Source organism: Nitratiruptor sp. YY08-26, from assembly GCF_016593215.1.
GTDB lineage: Bacteria > Campylobacterota > Campylobacteria > Campylobacterales > Nitratiruptoraceae > Nitratiruptor > Nitratiruptor tergarcus.
This window is the reverse complement of record NZ_AP023063.1, coordinates 511617-536348: the sequence shown is the minus strand read 5'-3', so window position 1 is coordinate 536348 and position 24732 is coordinate 511617. Positions and strand designations below refer to the sequence as shown.

The following is a 24732-nucleotide window of genomic DNA, read 5'->3' as shown; positions in this document are numbered from 1 at the left end:
TATACTCCTTTTTCGTCATATTAATCTCCAATCTCCGTTGTAATAAATCAACCCAAATGAAACATTTTTAGTATCAGCTATCAAATCTTCAGCTAATCCCATGATATTTTTTCCATTTCTTGCAATCGTTAAATGAGTACTGTCAAATGTCCCTTTCAAATCAACAAAATATATCTCATCATAATTAGCTGGAGATGATGGTAAAGTAATTGTCTTTGTACCACCACTTGTATCTACCAAATATCTATGAAATGAGCTTGCAGTAATATTTGAGGTTACAACTTGAGCAACTATTTTGTGATGATACTTATCACGGATTGGCGTATTGTTTTCATATAAAGTATTCCCATCACTTGAAGCAATCCACTTTCCATCTACTTGAAATCCACCATCAGCACGAATAACATTTGCACTATAAAAAGATTTATTATTATATGTACGAACCCAAGTGGAATCTGTCATATAAATCCCACCGCCATAAGTGGCGTTATACCAACCAGTGCTACCAGAGCTTCTGAACCAATTAGAGCAACCTATTGAATTGCTTACATTGTGGTCATATCCACATTCAATCCTATTTGCTACAACTTCACTTCCTATATAAGCACCACCACCTGTTTTTAGTGTGCCACCACAGACAATCCCTTGTTGTGTACCAATAGATGCTATATCAAGATTTTCTATTACATTTCCCCAGACTGCATACCCACTTTTACTATCTTCTACAACTGGTGTTACCGCATTGATGGTGTTCCAACCGCTATTATTGTAATGAGCCATAACTGCTACATAATAAGTTGATTGTCTATTAACTTTAATTTGAAGATATTTTTTCTTATAGGTGTTATCACTCGTGTCGTAAAGCACCCTAACACCTAAAATCCTATTTCCATGTCCGCCAACATTCAGTACGGTAAAATTTGTATCAGCATAACTTCGCATCCAATCTATTTCAATAAATGAGTGGTCACTACTATCTTGGTCAGATACAATCACAATACCATGCCTTCTTGAATCTGGAGCTTCAGCAACAGTTATCCAATGGCTCTCACCATCAACTCCAACATTTGCAGATGCAGTTGAAACTACTCTGTAAAAATGTGAGGAATCTTTACCATCAAGCTTATCGCTATCTACTGCCTTTGCACTTTTTCCTAAATATCTGTCATCACTTTGCGATTTTGTATAGTATCTATCATCATGGTTGTGGGATGCGTTGCTTATCACAGTGGTAGAGATGGTTACGTTGCCACTCCCATCGAAACTTGCAGATCCGCTCACATCCCCACTCAAGGCAATGGTACGAGTGGTTTTGAGTTTTGTCGCAGTTGAGGCGTTGCCATTGAGCGAAGCTGTGATGGTGCCAGCGCTGAAGTTTCCATTTGCATCACGTTGCACGATTGTATTGGCACTGTTTGCAGATGATGGCTGCATGCCATCGAGCATATCCGCATCTAATCCGCTCCCATCGCCATCCACATCGAGTATTTTTCCAAGAAGCGCGCTTGCAGCCACATTGGAGAGATCTATTTTGGCCAAAACGCTATCTATCTTCTGGCTGCTCCATGTGGCGTTTGAGGAGATTGCACTATCGTTGATAGCGCCATCTGGCAAGATCGCAGCGGTATCGTTTGCAAGATTTTGCGCCTTGAGCGCCCAGTGTTTTGCGCTGTAGTAGCCTGGCTCTACTTCTACATCACTATCTGCATTGGCATAGTTTTTCGCCAACTCTTTGTATTGGCCGGCTTGCGTTTTGAAATTTTGCGCATCGTTGCGATACTCTTGTGTCTGGTCATGCAGCGTCTGCGTATCATCTCTTAGCGCAGCGGTTTGCTGCTTGATTGCTGCAGTATCGTCCTTGAGTGCTTGCGTATCGCTTTTGATGTTATTCATCTGGCTTGCAAAGCTATTGAGCTGGCTGTTCATCTCGCTTACAAGATTTCGCGCATCGGGGACAAATTCATCATTGATATAGCGCAGATAGTAGTAGGTCGCCATCGCGAACTCTTCTCTATTCATATTCGCTCTATCAGGAACGGCGCCACTAAATCTTGTCAAAGTCGGCAGATTTATCATTCGATTACTCCTATGAGGTTCATGCTCGCTTTCAAAGCTTTTGGATTGTCTATTGGCAAATCGGCATCTGAAATATAGGCGATGTTGCTCATTTCGGCAAAGCGATCCTCCTCGCTTGGTATCCAGAGCACATTTTTGCCCGTAATCGCGTTGATTTTGCGGGCAACCTCTGAAAAATCCCCCATATCGTTGTACACAAGCGCTTTGAGGACGCGTACCTTGCCGTAGCGCACGATTTTTCTGGCTCCTGTGAACTCGTCTATCATCACTTTGCTTTTGTCTTGAATCTGCATAGATGAGCCGTAGAGCGTCGCTCCAAGATCCTCTTGCAATCCCATGACAAAAGCCCCTATCTCCACATCGCCCGTGAAAGTGAGGCGCAGTGTAGAGTTAGGTGTCCATACCAGGCCGTCCACAATCAAACGGGTGAAATCGTTGATGATGAGGCGCGTCTTGTCCGCCCATGCGCTGTAGAAGTACTCGTAGAAACTCGTTGCACCATAATCTCTACCAGTGATCTCCATTGTTTTGAGCGTTGGGGTGTAGTCGATAGTGATGTTTGCTCCAGATGCAGGCGCATTTGCAAAGGTAATCTCCCCGCTAAAATAGTCTATCGCGTAATCTTGGTCTCTCATCTGCTGCGTCCCATCAATATAGACGGTTTCACTATACATATAGACGGGCTTTTTTTGTGTCGCAAATTTGGTTGTCGCACCATCTCCCTGCCCAAGAGATTCTCCAGTGATAGGGGCTTCATCATTGTCTACCTGCTCGATGATCACCTTATTCCATTTTGCGCCAATGAGAGCAATAGTATCTGCCGTGACAAAATCGAACTCCAGCACCACATCGCTCCCCTTTGTCACCGCTCCAATTCCTTCATCAATGCTAAACATCCGATAGCTGTTGACAAAGCCGTAGTCCACCCACATATCGGGATGCTCCAAAGGAAAGTTCCCTTGATTGCCGTCAGCTGCACTGCGATAGATCCTATTCCAGTAGATCACGTACTCGCCCTGATTGTAGGTAGTGGTGCTATCCCACTCAGGATAATTTTCATCTATGATGCCACTGGCGCTTTTAAATGGCTTGTAAACGAGCCTCTTGTAGGTTTTGCCGTTGTATGTAGTGGATATTTCCTTCGTCTGTGGGACAACATAGTACATCAGGCTATACCTCTACTTTCCCAGATATCGTCTTTTGCGAGCGGTTTCGTATTCTCAGCCGTGTCTCTCGTATGCCGTCGCACTTGCGTCAACTCCTCGCGCAGCTTTTCATTTTCAGCCCGCAATGCTCGTAGTTCTCGCACCACTTCATTCAAGCCGATATGAAGCTCCACTCTTCCTCCCGTACGCATTGTCTCCATGAGAGGAAAAATGCTCTCCATCTCTTGTGGCAATACATACTCTCCTCTATGCACAAGCCCCGCAAAATCGTATTTGCCACCATCTCCCGTATATCCGCCTGTAGCATAGAGCTCTATGCCATACTTTTTCGCCTTTCTCTTTATTATTTCGAGGATATCGCTATTTGCAAGAGATTCGGTATTGTGATATTTTTCTCCCTTCAATCCAGTCCCATAGTTCCCATACCCCAACTCAACCAATTTTCTTGCCGCCTCTTTTGCGGCTTTTGCTTTTTGATATGCACTTTTCCACCAGTTTTTGTTGTGAAGATTGTTACCTTTCGCACTGGTTATATAGGTGATATAGTCTCCTATCGCTTGATACATTTGAGTACTTATTTTTGTTGCCAAAGGGTGTTTTGCGTACCAATCGCTAGATGGATCGATCTTTTCTGCCCATTTGGGATTGACTTTCGCAATTGCTCTTTTGAGCTCTTGGGCAAGGTTTTTACCAATATTTGCGGTATTTTCATCAATTTTTTGTAGATGGCCTGTTTTGTCGAATACGAGATTGAAGTCCCATACACCATCTTGATCTATATCCACAAGAAAATCTTTGTCGCTCAGTTTTTCTATCTTGCCTCCAAGCTGCTCAATGATATTCTTTGTACTCTTGAGCGTATCGCCAAGCGCAATGTGCCAATTGTCTCCGTATAGAGACGTGAGTGTGTCTTGGCTGAATACTTCACTCAGCTTTACATCGCCAAAACTTTGCTCGATAGTCTTATATGTATTTGCCATATCTGTATCGATGCTGGTGATGCGTCCGCTGGCATCAATGCCTGCAGCAAGATCGTATATACCATCTTGATCGAAGTCTGCAAGGATCTCCCATTTGCCATTTTTGAGCGGTACCTTTTGCCAATATGCGTTCATTCCCTCAAGCTGAGCTGTCACTTGCTCGGAATTTTGGCCAATCACCATAGCGAGATTGTCTGTCTTGATACCTTGCACGATACCATTGGCAACAATCTCTTCAAACTTGAGCCCTCCAAGTTGCACCTCAGTGAGTTTGTAGAGCTTCTCTTGCATAGCGTTTGTATTTGAAGCAGATGATGCGGTATTGGAATTGATTTGCGATAGCTGCTCAAGCATGAGGTCTGTAGGAGATTTGAGGCTTCGTAGCTCGTTGAGCACCACAGCCTTTTCATATCTCTTCTCAGCTGCGCTCGCATATTGCTTTTTGTCCAAGAAGTCTACATACCTGCTCAAACTTTGCACATATTTCGCATACTCTCCATACTGCTTTTTGGCAAAGGCATCTTTGGCTTTTGCAAGAGTCTCAAAAAATTGCCCCTCGGTGTATGTAGCTCCACCTAAATCTTTTTGCAAGCGATCTATCATGCTGCCAAGAGAGTTTGAAGCGCTCTTGAGAGAGTTGAGATACTCTTTTGTATTTTTCGTAACAGTTTTGTAGGTTGTATTGTTTGCAGATATGAATTTGCGAGAAAAATCGGCCTGCTGCTTCAAGGCCTTTTGTTTCAATCCATCAAAACTGTTTAATGCATTTTCAACACTTTGCCAGTATGTATGTTTTTGCTTTTCTAGTTCCAGCATCGCTTTATTTATTGAGTCAATGTACTCTTTATTTGCTTTTTCAAATTGTTTTGTAGCTTCTTTTGCATTTATTAGGCTATTTCCAAGCTCTTTCCACAAATCCGCTTGCTCTTGTGTTGTGATATTTGCTTTTGAAAGTTTTTCAGCATAATTCTCAAGCGTTACACCAGATACGCCAAGTTTTTCTTGTATTTCGTCTATTTTGCTATTCCAAAAATCAACTTTTGTTTTTGCGTATTCAAGCGGTGTTTGGAGATACTGTTTTGCTTGCAATTCAAATTTTTTTGCATATGCATCTGCATCGAATGAGATCTTTTTGCCGGTATCTGAATCATATCCGGGTGAGACGTAACCAACATATGATTGCGATGAAACTGCATATGAAGACAATCCCCCACCTGACGGGAATAGCCCTGCAAGAGTTGAATCATTGTTGTCAGTTTCAGAAGACAACTTATTATTTTTCTTTTCAAGATTAAGTGCTGGATTGAGCGCATTCTCTACTGCTGCTAATGGTACTTTTTTGCCATTCCAATCGATATAGTATTTGCCGTCCTCATCTTTATAAATGAACTTGCTGCTTGGATCGAATATTTGAGCTACATACTTCGCCACACTGCCACCAAAATCTTTTTGTATTTTTTCGGCGATATCGCTGGCGCTGAAATCAATCCCATATTCTTTTCCAAGTGCTGCCAAGGATTGTCCGGCAAGAGTGGCTGGAGTCCCTTCATATGTGTTCGCATAGTCAACATTGATACCTGAAATTTGTCCAGCATCGCGGATGAAATCAGCAATATTTTGATTTGTTTTTTGAATAGCAGCTGTATAGTCTCTTTGCGCCTCAGCTGCCTGCTCCACCACCTCTTTTGCTTGATTCCATGCTTCGAGCGTCTCTGGCGTTGGGCTAGATGCAAGCACCTGCTCGTAATACTCGTTGAAGTTTTTGTAGTCAAGTTCGGCAACACCTGTAATTTCTTTGATGCGTTGCAAGTCTTTTTCTGCATATTCCAATTTCAGTTTTGCAGCTTTGATAGTGTCTCCAAGAAACTCAGCAAGCCATACAGAATGAGAGCGCTTATTTTTCAATACTTGTGAGTACGCCTCAACGATTGCGTTTGATACATCTTTTTCTTGCGATTCTGCGTAGCTCTTCCACGCTTCATAAACCTCTTGTAGGTGCTCATAGTTTGCTTTGTCTGTAGCCGATATGAGACCGTCTTTGAGGGCTTTGTCGATGAAACCTTGACGGCTCTTTGCATAGTGCTTTACCAAGAGTAAGACATCATTGCTCCAGCTTTGATTGGTGCTCATGAGATTGACTTTGAGCCCCTCTTTAGCTGCTCCCTTGGCTATCTTGTCTATGCTCTCAGAAATGCCAAGCATCTTTGCAAGGAATTTTTTTGATAGATACTCGTCAAACTCATTGCGATCTTTTGTGTTTTCAAACTTGCCTATTCCAAGCACAAGATCGCTTTTTGTGATATCTCCTACTGATTCATCTATGATGCTCTCAAGCTCCGCTATCTTTTGGCCAATAGCAAATTTTGTATAGGAATCAAGCTCATCGAATATTGCATTCTTTTTTGCATGAAACCAGCTCTTTTTCTCATTCATCGTATACGCACGTAGACCGCTCCAATCCACAGCGCTCACTGGTGAAGTGATGCCAAGCCCTGTCTCTTTGACTTTCCAGCTTCCAAACATACCACCGATTGCAGAGCCAAGAGCTGCGCCGATAGCTGCACCAATAGGACCTGCGATACTTCCAATTACACCGCCAATTGCGCCGTAGCTGCCCGCTTTTGTGTCTGCTCCAAAAAGCATATCAAGAAGTTTGCCAAGAGCATATCCGCCAAGACCACCAATCGCAGCGCCACCGCCATAATAGCCTATCTGCCCAGCAGTCGAAAGCCCGCTTGTACCAGCTCCTGTAATCCAGTTGCCAGCACCAATTGAGGCCATTCCGAGATTTTGATAGCCTGCTGCATAGAGACTGCTACCAGCCGAGTAGAAGGGATATGCGAGGCTGCCACTCATCATCATCGCACCAGTTTTGATTGTGGAAGGAAGCGAAGCAACACTTGCAAGCGATATAGGAGATCCACTCGCATCAAACGCTTGCAGCTGCCCGCCAGTTGTCACAATCTTTTGCCCCGCTGCGTTCTGATAGACGCCATCTCCTAGCGCTTTCCAGCCAGCTGCTGTAAGTTCTTTTGCAAGAGATACGCCATTCATAGAGACTTGTGGCAGACCAAACGCACCAGCAAACGCGTTGGTGAACATCCCCGCAAATGAGGCGCTCAAGGCTTTTGCAAAAGGATTGATGATTGAGTTCAAAATATCGTTGAAGAGATTTTTGAGAAAATCTTTGAAATCATGAAATTTGCCAGTGATAGCGTCAAAGAAGTTGTTATTGAAGCTATCATATATATTTGTTGAGACTTTGTCGAAGGTGGTTTCAATATATTGTGCGGTTTTTTTGGTCTCTTTCTTTGCACTTTCAAGGAATTTTTTGTAGTCAGCATTCAAAACTTCTAAGGCTCTTGATTGGTCCAATCCTTTCTTTATCAATTCATTTATCTTTTCACCCTCTTTCAACCAAAATGCCTCTTCATTTTTACCTATTGCTTCTAAATATGAAAGATACGCGCCTTGCCTCTCATTAAGAGCTTTTAATTGTGCTTCGCTCTCTTTGGCAAAAATCTGCTTGTCTATTTTTTCCTTCTCTTTTGCGTACCATTCATCTATTAATTTTTTAGCCCCCGCAAAACTGCCATATTGCTTTATCAGCTTGTCATATTGGGCTTTTAGTTTTTTATAAGGATTGCTGCTTCTTGAATTTAGCAATTCTTTTAATTGTTTTATTATTTCAGATTGATCTTTTTTGATGAGCCTCAGTCCATTGCTTCCAGCTTTTAATGATTCAATTGCTTTTTTCTTCATTTCATCAAGTAATTTGATGATTTCTGGGAAATTCTTATAAATTTTCTTATATGTATCGAATACCTTATTGATTTGCTGCATGTTGTCAAACTTTGCAGTACCAAGAGCATAGACAGTCTTATATGCTTCGGCCATGCTCTGAATTGATCTACTAACTGTTGTAATGTTCTTGTCCGTATCAGAAGCTGTTGCAGACAGTCTTTTCAACTGTCTTTCAAGCCTCTTTAAATTCATTTCGTGAATTTTTAATGCACCATCACCATATTTAAAGCCACTCCAAAAACCTCCTTCTTTTATCTCGGCTATAATCTCCTTCTCTTTTTCGATTTGCTTTTTCAATTCGCTGATACTTTTGTTCATTACGCGCTGAGTGACTTTGTTTTCTACACCAAATATCTCATTTAAAAATTCGCCAGTTTTTACAATTGCGCCTATAATCCATTCATGAAAACTTTTGATATTTTTTATTAACTCATTGAGGTTTTTTGATATATCTGGCAATTCATTTTTTATATAGACAAATGCTGCTTTAAGCGTAAAATAAAGATCTCTAAAATCTCTTCCCCATTCTTCGGCTTTGCTTGTTACCTCTTCTGACACACTGTATATCGCATCAACCAAATCATCGAATATTGGTTTTGTTGCTTCAATGCGGACTGTATCTATGGCGTCTTTTAATCTTGCCATTCCTTTCGTAAAGGTATGGACGCCTTCCATAGCTTTTACAGCTTTAAATTTATCCATTAAAAATTTATACAACCCGCCGACCGACTGTTTCGCTTTGTTTATTTCTTTATTCGTAATGTGGAGCATTTTCGCAATACGAGAATTTTGATCAATTGTTCCTTCAATTATTGATCGTATCTCCTCATTAACTTGATTCATAGGCATACCGATAGCAGCAGCGAAATTGCTCATTCTCTTTGCTAACTCAATAGTATGGTCTGAAACTTCCTCTACAGTTTCGCCCATAGCTTTTCCAGCGGAGAGCGCCCCACCGATGGCCTGTTGATAAATCTCTGTCAATTGTGGAAAAGTCGCAGCTGTCTCGACTGATGCTTTTTTTAGTTTTAACACTGTAGATTCAGCCATAGCTGTTGCAGCAGAGAATTTTTTGAATACATCTACCCCCTCAGTATTAGAGGCTATAAGCGCTGCAATACCTATCGTTGAATCCTGAATCGTTTTATTTAATTCAATGCCAACACCTATCGTGCTTCTAATAGCTTTTGTAACCAGGTAATATCCAACAATCATGGATTCCACCTGCCTGATGTGCCGTACGATTGATGTCGACAAAGACCTCCTTATTGCATCTTCCTTTTTTCTTGATGCATTGCCTTCTTTAATGGCCTTTGTCTCTTTTTTGATAATTTCTGTACCTTGCTGCCTTTTTCTGTATTCAATCCATAGCTTGTTTGCTGCAATTTGTGCCTCTCTTGCTTTCTCGCTCAACAGTCGCTTTTGTTTTTCTATCTCTTTTGTGATAAGCGATTCAATTTGGAGCTCTTTTCTTCGTATCTCCGATTTTGTTAATTGGGCGTCTTTGCCCTTTTGTTTTGCATATAGTTCTTGAAGTTTTTTGAGTTCATTTTGAAGCTTTTTGACTTCTGCAATGTCACTCTCTATTGCACCTTTTGCAAAACCCTTTTTATTTACTTGGAGCTCTTTTATTTTGGATTCAAGTTTTGCAGCTTCGTTTTCAAGTTCTTTTACAGATTGGAGGGCTTTTTTGAGGTCTGGAGTTAAATTGTCTTTTGCTTCAAGTTTTACAATAACGCTACCGACTGCCATTATTTTGCCTTTCTATGTAGAATCGCTCCATCTCTCTGATCACATCCATCGCAAAAGTTGTCAATTCAAATTCGTATATCCTTGCAATTTCAATCACTGCCATATAATCAAGTCCAATGACACCACCCATAGGTGCTATTCGCCATTGTGTATTGATTTTATGGAAAAAATCTACAATTTCTTGAACTGATTCTGGCAGTTTTGGAGGCAGAACCTCCTCGGGTAGCGTTTCGCCTATTTCCTGAGCTATTTTTATGTAGCTTTGAATATCTTTGTCAAACTGCCATTCAAGATATTTTCTTACTTTTTTTTAGACTCGCTTTTAATCTCAAAAGTATTTTTAAATATTTCATTGAGCCACTGAAGGAGCTCTCCATATGGAAGTTCCTCTACTTCATCAACCCCTATTCCTCTAAGTTCAAGAAGGACAGCAATAGCATCATCTTGCACATCGATATCGGTAAGGGATTTAAAATCAATCCCTGACTTTTTTAATTCATTTTTTTCTTTAAAAGTTAATCCGCCAGATTGTTTAATAAGTATTTCGTTCATTTACACTCCTTTTTAATAATTTGATACAGTATTGATTAATTCAACTTTGATTTTTTCAGCAGCAGATTGTTTAAATGCACTCCAGTCAAGATTTAATGGATATTTTTCTCCTACTTTTTTAGATTCAGTTTTAAAACTAAATTTCGCCTCCGCCACTGTGAATGTAAGAGAGTTGTCACCATCTGTGATTGTGATGTCAAATGATACGGTACTTTCATTTTTTGCTTTTGTATACACGCTGGTATCAAATAGGCTCGACATACTTCCATTTACAATTACTTGTTTGTCAGACACAAGCCCTGCATTTGCACCAGTCCCCAATGTATATTCAGCCTCTGTTCCCCTGTCAATGGTCAAAGAGAAATCTTTCGCAAGCTTGTATGTGCTTCCATCGATATTAAGCGAAGCAAAGGCATTTTTGATTCTGGTTGCTGGTAATTGAATCTTGTTTGTTTCGTCAAGTTCGGTTATCCCATCAGTAATAGAATCTCTAAACTTCATACCAACAATATCAATACTGATGTTAAAATCACCATCTGGCGCAATAGAGAGATTTGCAGATTTTGCTTTACAGCCATTGTATCTTTCAATAATCTTTGAACCACTACCGCAATCGTCTTTTAATGTGTTTTGCACACAAAACGATGGAGTACATACAGTTGATCCAAAAATGTGGCTATATAATTTTTCAACAACCACATATGTAGCAGTTCCGTCTGTGCCTGTATCGCCTACATTTGCGGAAGAAAGATCTGGCTCATTTGTGCTGTCTGTTGTTCCATCTGATATATACTTGATCATTAGGGTGCTTGATGTGCTTACTATCGCATAATCACCACTATTTATCGACATGCCAGCGGTCCATGGAGCCCCATATTCGGCTGTTGTAGGATTGCCAAGTATCGCTTTCAACAATACTCCAATCTGCTCAAAATACATTGGCGCTGTAAGCCCTCCAGACACCTCGTTGATGGTTCCATACAACTCGCCGCCACCGTCAATGTCGCCACTGATTACATTATCTGTTTTGTTTTGTCTGTTAACAACCAAGCCTGATTCTACAGTATTTAGATATATCGGCTTCGGTGATGTCGGATCTTCCCCTGGTACAGATTCCCAATCAATCACAACCTTCTCTATTAACGGATTAGCCATAATTCACTCCTTATTGAAATGTAATTTTTTGATCGCCTATGATATTTGGCACTGAAAACCCCACAACTATCGTCCCAGAGTAAACTGGAAAAGCGTTTATCTCATTGTGGTAAAAGTCGATGTCAAACATCTCAAGGTTAGTTTTACACTGAAAACTACCCCTAAGAAGTTCAACTAGATAATTGCCATCGTCCTCTATATCGTATATTCCGCTATACACAACAATGTTTCCGTTTTTTATTGGGTTGTTGTCGCCTTCAATCGCATAATGCAGTACGATTTCATAGTCAAAATCACTTGCATTGTCACCTATATTCTTTATAGTCGGTTCAATGATCATCAAAGGCATATCCGCTTCTTCTGGTGGATTATTTACATCTACACCTATCATGATCAATAACGGTCTATTATATTTATCAATAAAATATCCCTGATTAGCATCTATCTCGTTTGCAATAAATTCGGTAATTTCTTTATTGCTTATCATTTTGCTGCCCCGATCTCCTCAATAAACACTTTCTCAATGGTTGACATCACTTCATTTCTGTTCTTTCTGTATGCCGGCCTGATAACAGGGTGCGCTTTTCTTTTGATCATTTTTGGAGCATGTAATCCGCTAAACAAAAATAGCCATCTTTGTTTTTTGCTTGGAGTTATTTCATCTCCATACTCCATCCTTTGTCCAATCTCTTTTGTTTTCGTTCCCTTGACCCGTCCTATTGATCGCATCTGTCCATTTTTAAAGTCGTAAGCAGTGAAACTTGGTGTATTCATGAAGCCAACTAGGGCTTTGTTTGTCATTGGATAAAGTCTGAAATAAACGAATCTATCCAAGCCGTGCAGCTCTTTGCCACTGTTTTTTGAACGTCTCGAATAAAAAGGTTTTGATTCGCTTCCCTTTGTCAATCTCAAATGCCCATTTTTTCTTTTGAAGCCCCAATCATGACTTTTTGATTGGTATGACGTTATCTCTTGCTTGATGCTTTTCTGCAGCTTTGCGGCAGCTTTTTGCAGCGCATACTTTGCAGCTATTGGAGATTTTTTGCCAAGCTGTTGCAACAGTACACTCGCATCATGCATTATCATCTGAAACGTCCTTGTGTATGATGGTAATTTGGCCTATTATCAGATAATTTAAGCTGATATCCAGCCAAGGTTTTTGAAAATGCAGATATTCGATACAATTTGCCATCTATCTCGACAGTGTCATCTTTATCTGGCTCAAAATCCAAAAACGCATAGACAATTGTTGAATCAGTTTCCACCCTTGATGTGATATTGGTTTCGCCATAGCTTGGCATCTCCACTACCGCATTAATACTAATGACGCTCCCATCGGGCTTGCGATACGTGACTACCGATGAGAACTCGTCATTATTTGAATAGATCGACTCGAAATCATTCTTTATTTGCGTTTTTAAGCTCATTTCTCACTTTCGTAGCTTTTGCTTGCTCAGCTACTCCAAGCTCAATCAATCGCTTTGCTGACTTTGTATCCAAATCAGCTGTATTGCCACCATGGTATTCTTTGCCATTGTGAACGACTACAGCTTTGAACCTGATTCTCATCAGATCACCTTGTTGCACATAAACGCATCGATTTGAGTAGGAATAGGCAAAGGCGCTGATTGCATCAGTACAAATCGCACACTTGGATCTTGCTGTTCCCAAGATTTGACAAATATCTCAGTGGCCATAAGCGCACCCAAGTCTCTAATTGCACCAAATGCAAGTCTTGTTTTCGCACTAGATGAACCAAGTAAAACTTTATCAACTGGCATCAATGGTGTTTCATCAGTTCCATCGAAGTGCCACTCTTCATACCCGTACACATCAATCCCAACTTCTTTTAATGTCCCATAATAGACAACGCCATTAGGTAATTGAGATGGGGCGATAATCCCAAGATCAATCTTTCTCGTATCAAGATATGTTCCAACTTTGTCCATGAAAACATCAATAACGCTTTCTCCAAGAATAATATGAGTTGGATTCACCCCAGAATCTTTAACAATTTCTCGCTTCCAATTTCTTAAATCTTTGAGAATCGCTGCACCGTCTTTTCCTGAATCTGTCCATAAATCTGTTCCGGATAGGGTTTTTAAATGGGTTGGCTTCATGCCAAAATCGACAACTTCGTCAATTCCATCACCTTGCACTATAACCCTACCTGTTGTTATTGCTTCAATCGCCATCATTTCGATTCTTCTGTCGATATAGCTTCGACCTTCTGCAAGCTCCAATGCGATCTTTTCTGCTACTCTTTGCATTGGACTTCTGTTATCAGCATAAAAAACTCCATTGCTTTTGAATGCAGCATCTGCTTCGGTTACGTATTTTTGTTTTATATATGCAGGCTTGTATGTACTAACAGTCTTGCCTTCACTTTGAATAAGCTTGCCCTCAACTCTTGGGGAAACGAATGGGGCAGCCTTTCTTTTCCCTTTATAAATTTCAACATCGAGATATTCACTATCACTTACTATCCTGCTTCCAAAGAAAGTATCTGTAATAAACGTATGTGCAGGTTTGATCTCATTAACTGTCTGTGTTAATGTCCGTGTATCAAATAGACTAACTGACATTGTTATTCTCCTTCTTTAAGATAGATTCCAAGATCCCTGAATGCGTCTTTTGTGCTCGCAGCGGTATGATTTCCACCAAAAATGAGACTATTAGCATTCACCTCTCCAGCTATAATAATCGCGCATCTTTTTGCACCCCCACTTGCATCACAATCTTCATTTAAGATTGCATAGACACTTTGGCTACCATCTGTTGCTGCATCATCTGAGAGCTTGAGTTCGCCAGTGGCATCCACTTTCCCAAGAACTGCACCTCGTTTAAGATTCTGCCCTGCTTCAAGCACGGCACCATCAGTTACAACATCTCCGCCAACTATCAAGTTGTCATAAGTAAATGTTTCAGCCATTTATTATCTCCTTGCATTAATTTTTTTGATTGCTTCTTCAAATGCCGCAGTTACAGCATCACCATCGCCTTCTTTGCCAGTATGTGTATCATGAGGTGTGCTTTCCTGTTCTGCTTTTTTCATTGCGTATGCTTGAACTTCTGCAAAAGTTTTTCCTTCCTCAAGAAATCTTTTCTCCTCTGCGAAAGTCACATACTCTCTATTTGCCCCACAAAATGCAGCAATAAGAGCTTTATCGCTATTTGCTTTTAGTTTCTTGTTTTCGGCAGTCAATTCCTCAATTTTCTCTTTACTTTCTGAAAGAGTTTTCTCAACCTCATTAAGCTTTGCACTCAATTCATATGGATTTGGAATGCCATTTTCGGAAAAGAATTTTGCAAGAGCCTCTGCATTCGCATTAGGGTCTTGCGCCAACTGTTTGATATTTTTCATTTTTTCTCCTTTTATGTTTTGGATTAATTCGCCAAAAGGCTTAATTCCATCAATCATTCCTACTTCAAGGGCTTTTGACGCAATCAGTACATCGCCTTGCCCAAAATTAGACAACACGATATCTCTGTCGACTCCACGACCTTTGGCTACCTTGTCTATAAAAATGCTCTCAATGCTTGTAAGACGTTCCTGTATCTTTTTATAGCCTTCATCTGTTTCTGGATCGACATATTTGTATGGAGCATTTGAACTAACTACTTTTACTGTTGAATCATCTTTCGAGTATGCTGCTATTACCCCTATTGACCCAATAAGAGCAGTTTCATTTGCATAAATCTCATCAAATTGAGACGCAAGCCAGTATGCAGCACTCGCCCCTAAATCATCGATGTAAGCAACAGTCTTTTTATCAATTGAAGCGATAACATCTCCAAGTGCAGATACTCCAGCTACCTCACCGCCAGGAGACGTAATATGCGCCACAATGGTATGGACTTCTTTGGTTTCTTCAAGTTGCTTAAAGTCATTTGCAAGTTGTTGATATGAAGTAAGTCCGCTTACTTTTGTAAACATATTCCCTTTTTTTACCAAAGGTCCTTCAATGGTTACAATCCCTACGCCATCTTCAATCCTCACTGTATTGTTCGAGCTAGAGAATCTATCAATTTCTTCTTGTGATATTTGCGCGCCATCCGATGCGATGCTCAGCATTAGTTCATATTTGTCTTTCAAAATTGCAAATTCGTTCGTTGTCAAATATTTAAAAACTCTATTCGCTTTCATTATCAATCCCAGCTTCCTTCATCAATCTTTGTTCCTCAACTCTTTGTCTTACGATATCCGCAAAATCTTTTCCTTTTGATTTTGCAATTTCAGTCAATGTTGTCACTCCAAGTTCTACTTCTTTTGCTTTTGCATTGATCTCCTTCAATGGATCTACATAGACAACTTCAGGCACAATAAAATTCGCCTTGTAATATTTCGATGGAGATTTCCAAAAATCTGTAGCATCTAATCGTTCAAATCTACTGCTCATGGCCGTTGTCTTTATAAACAATCTATATATTGGTTTTATGACATAATCGATAATCGATTCTTGATTCTCTTTAAATACTTTTTGATCCTGCAATAAAGAAGCACGGGCGCTTGAAAAGTTTGTATTGGTAAAATCTCTAAACGCAAGTTCGTAGCTTACATTTCTTGCAGCAGCTATGAGCCTTATCGTATGTTCAACGAAGTCTTTATACCCGGTGCCTGATGATGTAGGATCAATCACTTTTAATCGTTCACCACTCTTCAAATACTCGACGAACACTCCGTTGATCTCTTCCAGTTGTTGGTCGCCTGATGACATCTTCTTTGGCAACCCATTTTCAGTCTCAATTACATATGCAATATTGGCTCTTGCCCTTGCAGACTTGATAGTCGCTTCATTGAATGCTGCAAAGTTTTTCAGATCAATTATTGTCTGCTTATATTCACTGATGCCTCTATATTGAGTGAATCTATTTTCTGGTAAGAAATAGTTGATAAAATTTTTAGCTTTAATACTGAAAGGCTTGCCAACACGATCCCTAAAGTGATAGCGTATAGGCATACCATATTTATCAAGCTCTACCCCTTCAACTACCGTATCGCTTCCTATGATGAATGTCTTATCAAAATAGTCAGCTTCAATAAATTGAAGGGTTAAAGGAAATTCTCTCTTACTTCTGATCACTAACTGAATGCCGATCTCTCCATCAGTCATTCGTTGCCCCAATATCATTCGTTGCATAGTGTTAAAATTAAATCTGTTTGTAATATCGCAATTCTCTTTTTCACACCATTCAAGCCACTTATCTTCAACCTCTTTATTGAAATCTTCATTACTTGTTGCAGGTTGAACAGAAATGCCTTGTCCAATTGTGTTGTTAATAATAGACTTATCAATATTTGCAATAATTGGGTTGTTTGCAAAAAGCCATCTTGCTCTTGCACGCATAGTATCGCGATCAGTAGTAGCCAATTCTTCAAAAGGAGCATTGGAAGCATTTTGGAAGTCATTGTTTGCAAGAGTATATCTTCCACCTTCGTAAAAATTAGCGGAAAGTGACTTGAGCACGATTACCACCCCTTCTGTGTTTCAATTCAAGCGTGATTTCATCAAGGTCAAGATCGCTTTCGGTTCTTATAAGTCCTTTCAACCTTTCAAGTTCGTCGACATACTCTTTGAGCATTGCGTATCTAACCCTTTGGCTGCCCACTTGATATTCTTGCGAATTTTTTATCTTCTCGATTGCAGCTTTAGTCGATTCGATTTCTTCCCTGATAGTTTTAAGAGCCAAAATTGACCTTTTACGCTTAGTTTTTTTAAGTTTAGCTGTTAAAATGACGAGATTAGCACCATTTTTTGTCGCAAGTTGTCACTTTTTGTAGAAATAATGTAGAAAATATGAACAAAATAGCGACATTGATAAAAAAAATTGAATAATCGAGAGAGGTTGGGGCGACGCCGACCCCCTATGCCCGCTTTTCACAGAAAGAACCTATTGCTCGAAACTCCGCAAAATCGGGACTTTTCACGGTTAAGTTACAAAACGCTTACAAATCGCTTAATCTTAAATTGGAAATTTTGGAATTTGTAAAAAAATAGCTACAATAAGAAGAAAAGGGGGATAAAATGGGCATTGAAGTAATAGCAGCCTATTTGATTTTGGCTATTTTGGTGGGATTTTGGGCAAAAGGTAACGGACGATCTTTTTTTGTGTACTTTCTCATATCTTTTCTTTTTTCTCCAATTGTTGGAATGCTAATGCTGCTAATTGCTGGCAAAGCTAAGCCAGATGCGATCATCATCATCAAAGATAATAATGAAGAAAGTAATAACAATAATATAGAAATACAACAAACAGACGAGAACATACAAATAGACGTAACAGACCCTGATAAGTTTGAGATGATAAAAGATGCTGTAAGACACTATGCAAAAGACAACGGGCTACAAATTCAAGAGGATGAATACACCATAAAAGCAAGCAACAACACATCAAAAATAAACGTAACTACCACACCTAAAAAACTAATCATCTCTACAAATATGCCTGCCCTGGCTAACAAAATACACAAACTTTTGACAATGAACCCAGAAAAGGAAAAAGAGGATGCAATAAAAATTGCTAACGCACTTGAAAAATTGGCCAAAATGTATAAAGATGGAATTTTGAGTAAAGAAGAATTTGAAGCACAAAAGCAAAGAATATTACAAGGGGCATAATTGCCCCGCCTATATCACACCTAAAAACCACAAAACAAATAATAATAAAATAAGATGAGTCATCCTTCTTCCTTTTTGTAATATATTTCATTTTTTTCAAAATCGACAACGAGAACTCTGTCATTTTCATTGTCTACCCACTCACTCCAATCAAGCCCACTATTGTAATATCGATCTACAAGCGCGTCCCAGTCTTTTTGATATTCTTGGTTTTGTTCACTCCATCCATAGAAACACTGTTCTATTTCTTGGCAATGGTTGCCAGTCATTGGGTGGAGAAAATAACCATCCAATACATCGTTTTCCTCATCCCACCAAAATTCCCCTTCGATCTCTGCTGTTTTGTATAGAAAAAGAACTTTCATAATGTCTCCTTTTTTAAACAAAAAAAAGGGTCACGCAAATAAGCGTGACTTTATCTCTTTTTTTATGAGCTTCAGCCTTTCTCTCTGGGGTAGTTCCCAGCTACTAAAATTCTTTTCGATACTCCAATCCTCTATTACGTAATACCTAACAAAAGTGCTAGGCTCAACACACGGTCGCGGTCTTTCTTTCAACCGCGACCATAGGTCTCCACCTATAGCATTTTTAATTACAAATGAGGCAATAGTGCCCCATCTGTAATTAAGTGGAATAAGAACATCGCCGCTAACGTCGTAATCCTGAACGTCAGCGGCATAAACTCCCATCCCAAGTAGACACATGATCCATTCCCAACTCTCTTTAGAAAGTTGGGAATGGATTTTTGCATCTATTACTTCATAATCCATCCCGCATTCCACGCCATTAAATGGCGTATCCACACACCAGTTTTCCAAATCTTGGTATACAATTATTGGGGACTCAAGTTTATGTCCCCAAATTTTATTTATTTGAAACTTTTTCATTTTTCACCTCCTATATTTTTTGTTTACTCTGCAATTATAAAACAAAAAAGAAACTCGAAGCCTGAAACCAAAGAAACTTTCAATTAAGTTTTTTATTATGTAGCCAAGAGTTCGATTTTATGGCACTTTTGAAGGCATAAAAAAGTTAAATAAATTGTAATTGATTTTTTTTACTAATTATCTTAACTAAGCTTAAGAAACGTTAAAAATATTTGCAGACACTACAAATGCGAGAAAGTGTTAGTATCGTCGAACAAATTTTATTTTTAAAAAGCAGATTGCACTGTTTAGCCGAAAAGTGTTAGTATGGCTTGGCAAATCTAATATCGATCCAACCAATCAGCCTGATTCCTTCGTTTTGTTGGCGTTGATTTTATTCGCCCATCGCTTCTCGATTGCGTTTTGAGTAGATTGATTTTATCTCTTCTTGCGAGGAACAAGCAGATATTTGCAGCATCCCACCAGTGGTTATTTGGGTGCGAAGTCTTTGGTATCCATTTATTCTCACCTTCTGGCTTATACTCACTGGTTAATGAATCTGCAATGACATCATCCATGTCTTTATGAATGTAAAGCCTTTTTGGCTCATTGTTTAAGCCCCTATCTATCATTGCCTGCAAGTCATCTTTTATTTGCGTGGTATTGATTGTGTATCTTTTAACGCCTCCTGCAAGCCTTCTACCATCCATATCAACATCAACTGTAGTTACGACAAATAATTTTGAAAGCGGTCTTGCGCTACCTCTCGTGGCACATACAAAATTCTCTCCAAGTTCCATATTCTGTAAATAGCAAAATTCATGGACTTCAGTTGTTTGATAACCGTCGTCTATTCCTACAGCATCAAGAAATATGCCGTTGTATTCATGTCTTATAAGTTGCTCAATTGTATATTCATCTTCAGCCCTTCCATAACCTATAATATATCCATTTAGGTCTTTATCAAACGCCATAATCACATAAGCATACCAATCTTTTTGCACATCCACGCCCATATATAAAGCAACAGTATCTTTCGGTAATTCAAACTCTCCCAAATCGCATTTGAGTTCCCATATTTTATCTTTGCTTGTGCCTTTTTCTTTTGGAATGTAATTTTTTGCAAGCCATCCAGAATAAAATTTTTTAAGCAATTCCTCGTTATCTTTGACTTTCAGATATCGAAAAGCCATTTGCTCGATTGTAACCAATTTGCTAATAAAACTCGATACCCTAAATCCTACTCTGCTTGCATTTTCAACGCCTGAGACAAGCTTAAATCCACCATTGTCTATTGCCTTATTTTTATCATCATTATTCCATAATTTTTTACAATGTGGGCATTGATATCTTGCATCTTTCGAGGCTTTTGATAAATATTCCGCCAACCTGTGCTCTTCATCGTTTGAAGTATAAATAATCTCGTCTGGTTTCGGATAAACGATATTTTGAATAAAATCGTCAATATGTTCTTCTTTGCAATATGGGCACTTCACAAAATATTCATATTTTGCATCAGATAATTTATAGGCTGTTGCAATTGCGTCATTTGCATGGTTCGAAGTAGATGTTTTGAGTATTTTCGCTCCAAATTGCTCAAAAGTTTTCGCACGCTCTTCAATCTCTTCAACCCATTCATGCTTAAAATCCGCTATCTCATCCATAATGATATATTTGAACGGTCTTGATTTCCTGTTAGTAGTAGATGCAGCCCCCAAAACATACAGTGTGCCACCAAGAAAAGGGATGCGCGTCATATTGTCTTTTGCTTTTTTCTCTTCTTTTCTTAATATTAATGAGTCTTTATTAACAGTTCTTTCGATAGACGGTCTTATCCTGTCATCAGCTGTCGATTTCACCAAATTATCATTTGGAAGGTAAAACCCTATATCATTTGGCGCTCTATCTATAATCCAATTTACAAAAATAAATGTAACAGTTGTTTTGCCACCTTGCGATCCAAACCAAAGAGTCATGTTTTTGACAACATCTCTACTGAAAATTTCCAATGGTTTTTTCAAATGCGGTGCATATTCAAAGCTGAATTTTCCACCACCGATAGCTGATTTACTCTCTAATGTATAAAACTCTTCAGCCCATTCATCCATAGGTATTTTGGCTTTGTAATACAGGGCATTTAGCGTTCGTTGCCCAATTATTAATTTAGGCATACTGCTCAAACACTTCCCTCGCTTTGTCTATTGCAGACGCTATCCAGCGCTGCACCTTCAATCTATTATTCTCATCAAGATCATAAGTTTTTGCATCAATTATTGATATGAATGTTTTTATGAAATTCGCCTGTGCTTCATCAAGCTCATCTATTGGTCTATGCTGTTTATTTAGTATCGCAAGTTCTTTTTCAATTTTTTCACGCCTTGCTTTTTTAAGTTTCGCATCCTCAAGTTTTATGTCTAGTTCTTCTTCACCATCCTGCTCTATTTTATGCTTTTCCCATTCGCACGCTTTTTTGAGCTCTATCCAATTTCCGCCCTTTAGTTCAATCGAATCTATCTCACCACTTTTTATGTATCTTTGTACCGTCCGTTGTGTAATACCTTTCAAGATTGCAAATGTTTTTGTGTTTATATAGATTTTATTTCTATCAACAAGTATCTTCATTTCCTGCATGTCTCTTCCTCTCTTTCGCGATATCATCTCTTATCGTTGTAAAAGAGACACCATATTTTTTTGCAAGATATGCATACGTATTTTGGATGTTGCCAGTTTGCGGATTAATTTTCATATAGTCTCTATATACCTGCTTTCTCCTCATCCTGCTTGGAACGGATTGTGGTATCGTTTGCTTCGTGCCTCCATATCGTTCACATAGCATTTTTACCTTATCTTCTTTTGGTATATTTTTGTCAAAGAGACTCTCCAAAAAATCCATAAACGTCATTTAGCTCCTTCTCTATTTTATTCATTGCTCTGGCTGCTATACTACGTACGCTATACTTGCTTATGTTAAGTATGTAGGCTATTTCATCATCATCTAATGATCTATTGAATGGCATATATTCAAGTGCTATGTTTACAGCACTCGCCAAATCAACCCCAAAAAATTTTTTGATATTTTCAGTGAAAATCTTAAAATTAACAACATCTTCCTCATAGTGCATTACATGTCTTTCATGTAATCTTCTATTATCTGCATCGCCTCATCAGCCGAATAACAAACAATTGCTTTGTATCCTTGCCTGTTCAACTCCTTGATCCACTTTTTCTGCTCCTCTCTCAAAAAACCACCCTTCACCTTCATCTCGATGTAGAGCCCGTGAAACTCGCCGTTTGGCACAGGGATACATAGATCCGGTACACCAGGACTCATTCCTTCTCGTTTAAGCTTGTTGATGTACTTTGATCGCATGACGTGGTTTTTGATTGGAATCCACGCACCGTTTGGAATAGCAAATATCGGGATGTTGTTCCACCTGCAAAATTCAACTACTTTTGACTGCTCATCATGTTCGTTTGGTTTGTAGCTTCTTTTGATTTTGCCAAGAATCTTGTTCATCTTGATACTCCATACATACTTATGCCTTCTTTGATACAGTACTCATCTAAGTGGTCACGAAATGGATCTAGTTGTATTTCATATGCTTTGTTAGAAAGCTTTTTTGTGTATTTAAATTCTCTAATTCTATCAATAGCAATTTCTCTTATTTCTATGGCAAATTGAATATATTCTTTGTAAAACTCTCTAAAATTTTTACAATCAAACTTTTTTTGTGAGTATTTTTTATTAAAATATGGGCAAACTATGCCTTCAATAATACCGCTATATTTAGCAATATAAAAACCTGCATATTCTTGCTCTAATTCAAGATATTTGCGCCGCATCCAGCAAGCAGATATCTTTTCCCTTTTTGTAAACAATCCTACTCTGCCTAACAAATGGTAAAAAATATCTGTACAATGCACAATTCTTTTATTCATCAAGAAATCAATTACAGCAACTGCCCGTGCAAGCCTGTCTCCATCCGCAAACGCACTAATTTCAAAATTTTCATCTAAAAAAGCTTTCAAATCTTTTTTAACTTTGTTCATCTCACTCCCTCAATCGTTCGTAGCTCTTTCGCATCATTCCACGTCAGATAGGTACCGCAAGCGCAACATCGTCTGAGCGTATTCTCTCTCTTCTCATTCTCATACCGCATCCCACATCCTGTACAATCGGCAAAATATCGCTTGTCGCTAAACACGTGCTTCTTTTCTCGCTTCGCCTTAGCCATTCACTACTCTCTTGTTTGGGATTTTTTTGAGCACGCTTGATGCGATCTGTTTTTGCTGCTCCTGCCTCACTCTTGGCGGGATATAATCGCAATGGATCAGCTTTGGTTCTTTGAAGTCACTCTTGAGATAGCCTACAAGCTTTGTGCCTCTCACATTTCCAGCTTTTGCGATACGCTTGTATGTAGTGATGAAGTCTTTTTTGATCCAGGTATCGTCTGAGTCAAAATAGGCAACACTATCATGAAACTCTTTCCAGCTACCAAAAAGTGTGATAATGGTCTCAGCAATGAAATGGTCATTAAACTCAATATTTTCGTACACGCCGATTTGAATAGCTGCAGCTTTTGCGGTCGTATACGCTTTGTTTGCGATGAGCTCCAAGTCGGTTTCATTCTGCAAAGCTTGGATAAAATGCGCTGGCTTTGGCATGTAGGAGTAGCTCCAGGATTTGAGGAGCTTTGCTGCTGCTTTTTTAAACTCGCCCATATCTTCAAACTCGTCTTGCAAAACCTCCCAGTAGAGCTTGATCACATCCTTGTCGATATCGACTCCAAAACTTTTACCCATAGCAATCATCGTAGCTGCAAATATTTTTTTGTCTCCATCTTGTAGCATCACATCCATCCTTCCGCTTGTAGTTCGTTGAGTACGGCAATTGGCTCTTTTTTCGCGCTTCTTTTGGCTTGCAACTGCATCGTGTCGAATTTCTCCCGTAGTTTCTTTCCGCTTAGGATATTTGGAATCCAAAAATTTCCCTCTTTTGTCTCGTAGATCCAGTCGATACACCGCAGCAATTCATCCTTGCTGCGGCCATCTACCCGCATGGCCAGTTCGATATCCTTTATCCAGCCTTTAGGCTTTGGTTTTGCTTTTGGGTTGTATGCAACGATTCTTTTGGCAAGATAATTTGCCACTTCTGTTGCATCCTGCTTATAGGGCGAAGATTTTTGAGGGACAACTTCTGCGTCGAGCGTCGCAGGTTCATCCTGCGATGTTTTCCCCCTCTCACACTCTCCCCCTTTCTCTTGCTCTTTCTCTTTCCCTTGTTCTTTCTCTTGCTCTTGTTCTTGTTGGCAAGGGGGGTTTGAAAAATTTTTACCCCCCTTAGGGAGGGGGTGTTTACAATTGTTTTCACCCCCTTCGGTAGCCCCTTGCCTACCCCCTTTGGGAGGGGTGGAAATACCCGTTTTTTCGGAGTCTTTATTAAAAAGTGCATCATAGTCGATGTTATGTTTTGCGCAATACCCTTCAAGTTGTGATTTGATTGAATGTTTAATACCAATCCATGCGATATTGAGGAGTCTGTCCTCGAAGGTGATCGAGTCTATGTGCTTTCTAAAAAACTGCACATCAAGGATAGCCCGTATAATCTTTGCAAGTTCAATATCCGTCAATCCTTGCAAAATCTCATCATAGTGGGCATAAAAATTAAATGCTTGTCTCATTTTTCACCCCCTTGGCAAGGGGTATCATAACCCCCTTCTTGACCCCCTTCGGGAGGGTCATTTTGTAAAACAAAACTATT

At 39.4% G+C, this 24732-nt stretch carries 27 protein-coding genes; 1 reads left to right on the top strand and 26 read right to left on the bottom strand.

Annotation, left to right across the window (positions count from 1 at the left end):
- Positions 1-15 precede the first annotated feature (15 nt).
- The 15 genes from pilV to JG738_RS03005 all read right to left on the bottom strand — a co-directional run bounded on the left by pilV (position 16) and on the right by JG738_RS03005 (position 17176).
- Positions 16-2076, bottom strand: coding sequence for a shufflon system plasmid conjugative transfer pilus tip adhesin PilV (gene pilV / locus JG738_RS03075; protein ID WP_201338316.1), 2061 nt, complete (start codon positions 2074-2076; stop codon positions 16-18).
- Positions 2073-3242 carry a DUF2460 domain-containing protein gene (locus JG738_RS03070; protein WP_201338315.1) on the bottom strand — a complete coding sequence of 390 codons (1170 nt, stop codon included), beginning with the start codon at positions 3240-3242 and terminating at the stop codon, positions 2073-2075. Before JG738_RS03070 ends, pilV begins: the two co-directional genes overlap by 4 nt.
- Positions 3242-9778 carry a hypothetical protein gene (locus JG738_RS03065; protein WP_201338314.1) on the bottom strand — a complete coding sequence of 2179 codons (6537 nt, stop codon included), beginning with the start codon at positions 9776-9778 and terminating at the stop codon, positions 3242-3244. The genes JG738_RS03070 and JG738_RS03065 overlap by 1 nt, the downstream gene beginning before the upstream one ends.
- The gene (locus JG738_RS10625; RefSeq protein ID WP_371815598.1) at positions 9765-9977 is read right to left on the bottom strand and encodes a DUF1799 domain-containing protein; all 213 of its coding nucleotides are present in this window, start codon (positions 9975-9977) and stop codon (positions 9765-9767) included. Before JG738_RS10625 ends, JG738_RS03065 begins: the two co-directional genes overlap by 14 nt.
- A 101-nt stretch (positions 9978-10078) precedes the next feature.
- Positions 10079-10330: a hypothetical protein gene (locus JG738_RS03055; RefSeq protein WP_201338313.1), complete on the bottom strand. Its 252-nt coding sequence runs from the start codon at positions 10328-10330 to the stop codon at positions 10079-10081.
- 12 nt (positions 10331-10342) lie between these two features.
- Positions 10343-11485: a phage tail tube protein gene (locus tag JG738_RS03050; protein ID WP_201338312.1), complete on the bottom strand. Its 1143-nt coding sequence runs from the start codon at positions 11483-11485 to the stop codon at positions 10343-10345.
- Positions 11486-11495: 10 nt separating this feature from the next.
- Positions 11496-11972, bottom strand: a complete 477-nt coding sequence (locus JG738_RS03045; protein WP_201338311.1) for a hypothetical protein — start codon at positions 11970-11972, stop codon at positions 11496-11498.
- Positions 11969-12571, bottom strand: coding sequence for a hypothetical protein (locus JG738_RS03040; protein WP_201338310.1), 603 nt, complete (start codon positions 12569-12571; stop codon positions 11969-11971). The genes JG738_RS03045 and JG738_RS03040 overlap by 4 nt, the downstream gene beginning before the upstream one ends.
- Positions 12568-12792: a hypothetical protein gene (locus tag JG738_RS03035; RefSeq protein ID WP_201338309.1), complete on the bottom strand. Its 225-nt coding sequence runs from the start codon at positions 12790-12792 to the stop codon at positions 12568-12570. Before JG738_RS03035 ends, JG738_RS03040 begins: the two co-directional genes overlap by 4 nt.
- A gap of 91 nt (positions 12793-12883) precedes the next feature.
- Positions 12884-13054, bottom strand: a complete 171-nt coding sequence (locus JG738_RS03030) for a hypothetical protein (RefSeq protein WP_201338308.1) — start codon at positions 13052-13054, stop codon at positions 12884-12886.
- Positions 13054-14070 carry a major capsid protein gene (locus tag JG738_RS03025; RefSeq protein WP_201338307.1) on the bottom strand — a complete coding sequence of 339 codons (1017 nt, stop codon included), beginning with the start codon at positions 14068-14070 and terminating at the stop codon, positions 13054-13056. Before JG738_RS03025 ends, JG738_RS03030 begins: the two co-directional genes overlap by 1 nt.
- A gap of 2 nt (positions 14071-14072) precedes the next feature.
- Positions 14073-14417: a head decoration protein gene (locus JG738_RS03020; protein ID WP_201338306.1), complete on the bottom strand. Its 345-nt coding sequence runs from the start codon at positions 14415-14417 to the stop codon at positions 14073-14075.
- A 3-nt stretch (positions 14418-14420) separates the two neighbouring features.
- Complete coding sequence (locus JG738_RS03015) at positions 14421-15632, bottom strand: S49 family peptidase (protein ID WP_201338305.1); 1212 nt, start codon at positions 15630-15632, stop codon at positions 14421-14423.
- Positions 15619-16953 carry a phage portal protein gene (locus JG738_RS03010; protein ID WP_201338304.1) on the bottom strand — a complete coding sequence of 445 codons (1335 nt, stop codon included), beginning with the start codon at positions 16951-16953 and terminating at the stop codon, positions 15619-15621. The genes JG738_RS03015 and JG738_RS03010 overlap by 14 nt, the downstream gene beginning before the upstream one ends.
- Positions 16931-17176: a hypothetical protein gene (locus JG738_RS03005; protein ID WP_201338303.1), complete on the bottom strand. Its 246-nt coding sequence runs from the start codon at positions 17174-17176 to the stop codon at positions 16931-16933. The genes JG738_RS03010 and JG738_RS03005 overlap by 23 nt, the downstream gene beginning before the upstream one ends.
- 335 nt (positions 17177-17511) lie before the next feature.
- Between JG738_RS03005 and JG738_RS03000 the strand changes: the two genes are divergently transcribed.
- Complete coding sequence (locus JG738_RS03000) at positions 17512-18105, top strand: SHOCT domain-containing protein (RefSeq protein WP_201338302.1); 594 nt, start codon at positions 17512-17514, stop codon at positions 18103-18105.
- Positions 18106-18164: 59 nt separating this feature from the next.
- Here JG738_RS03000 and JG738_RS02995 read toward each other — a convergent pair whose 3' ends face one another.
- The 11 genes from JG738_RS02995 to JG738_RS02945 all read right to left on the bottom strand — a co-directional run bounded on the left by JG738_RS02995 (position 18165) and on the right by JG738_RS02945 (position 24652).
- On the bottom strand, positions 18165-18470 hold the full coding sequence (locus tag JG738_RS02995) for a hypothetical protein (protein ID WP_201338301.1): 306 nt from the start codon (positions 18468-18470) through the stop codon (positions 18165-18167).
- Between the two features lie 30 nt (positions 18471-18500).
- Positions 18501-18992: a hypothetical protein gene (locus JG738_RS02990; protein WP_201338300.1), complete on the bottom strand. Its 492-nt coding sequence runs from the start codon at positions 18990-18992 to the stop codon at positions 18501-18503.
- Between the two features lie 320 nt (positions 18993-19312).
- Complete coding sequence (locus JG738_RS02985; protein ID WP_201340472.1) at positions 19313-21142, bottom strand: terminase gpA endonuclease subunit; 1830 nt, start codon at positions 21140-21142, stop codon at positions 19313-19315.
- Positions 21135-21593, bottom strand: coding sequence for a hypothetical protein (locus tag JG738_RS02980; protein WP_201338298.1), 459 nt, complete (start codon positions 21591-21593; stop codon positions 21135-21137). The genes JG738_RS02985 and JG738_RS02980 overlap by 8 nt, the downstream gene beginning before the upstream one ends.
- Complete coding sequence (locus tag JG738_RS02975; RefSeq protein WP_201338297.1) at positions 21577-21873, bottom strand: Mor transcription activator family protein; 297 nt, start codon at positions 21871-21873, stop codon at positions 21577-21579. Before JG738_RS02975 ends, JG738_RS02980 begins: the two co-directional genes overlap by 17 nt.
- Positions 21839-22093 carry a hypothetical protein gene (locus tag JG738_RS02970; RefSeq protein ID WP_201338296.1) on the bottom strand — a complete coding sequence of 85 codons (255 nt, stop codon included), beginning with the start codon at positions 22091-22093 and terminating at the stop codon, positions 21839-21841. Before JG738_RS02970 ends, JG738_RS02975 begins: the two co-directional genes overlap by 35 nt.
- Positions 22093-22488 (bottom strand): VRR-NUC domain-containing protein, encoded by a 396-nt coding sequence (locus JG738_RS02965; RefSeq protein WP_201338295.1) that lies wholly within the window; start codon positions 22486-22488, stop codon positions 22093-22095. Before JG738_RS02965 ends, JG738_RS02970 begins: the two co-directional genes overlap by 1 nt.
- Positions 22485-23021 carry a hypothetical protein gene (locus JG738_RS02960; protein ID WP_201338294.1) on the bottom strand — a complete coding sequence of 179 codons (537 nt, stop codon included), beginning with the start codon at positions 23019-23021 and terminating at the stop codon, positions 22485-22487. The genes JG738_RS02965 and JG738_RS02960 overlap by 4 nt, the downstream gene beginning before the upstream one ends.
- Positions 23018-23206 carry a hypothetical protein gene (locus tag JG738_RS02955; protein WP_201338293.1) on the bottom strand — a complete coding sequence of 63 codons (189 nt, stop codon included), beginning with the start codon at positions 23204-23206 and terminating at the stop codon, positions 23018-23020. The genes JG738_RS02960 and JG738_RS02955 overlap by 4 nt, the downstream gene beginning before the upstream one ends.
- Positions 23199-23825, bottom strand: coding sequence for a hypothetical protein (locus tag JG738_RS02950; protein ID WP_201338292.1), 627 nt, complete (start codon positions 23823-23825; stop codon positions 23199-23201). The genes JG738_RS02955 and JG738_RS02950 overlap by 8 nt, the downstream gene beginning before the upstream one ends.
- Positions 23822-24652, bottom strand: coding sequence for a hypothetical protein (locus tag JG738_RS02945; RefSeq protein ID WP_201338291.1), 831 nt, complete (start codon positions 24650-24652; stop codon positions 23822-23824). Before JG738_RS02945 ends, JG738_RS02950 begins: the two co-directional genes overlap by 4 nt.
- Positions 24653-24732: the final 80 nt, after the last annotated feature.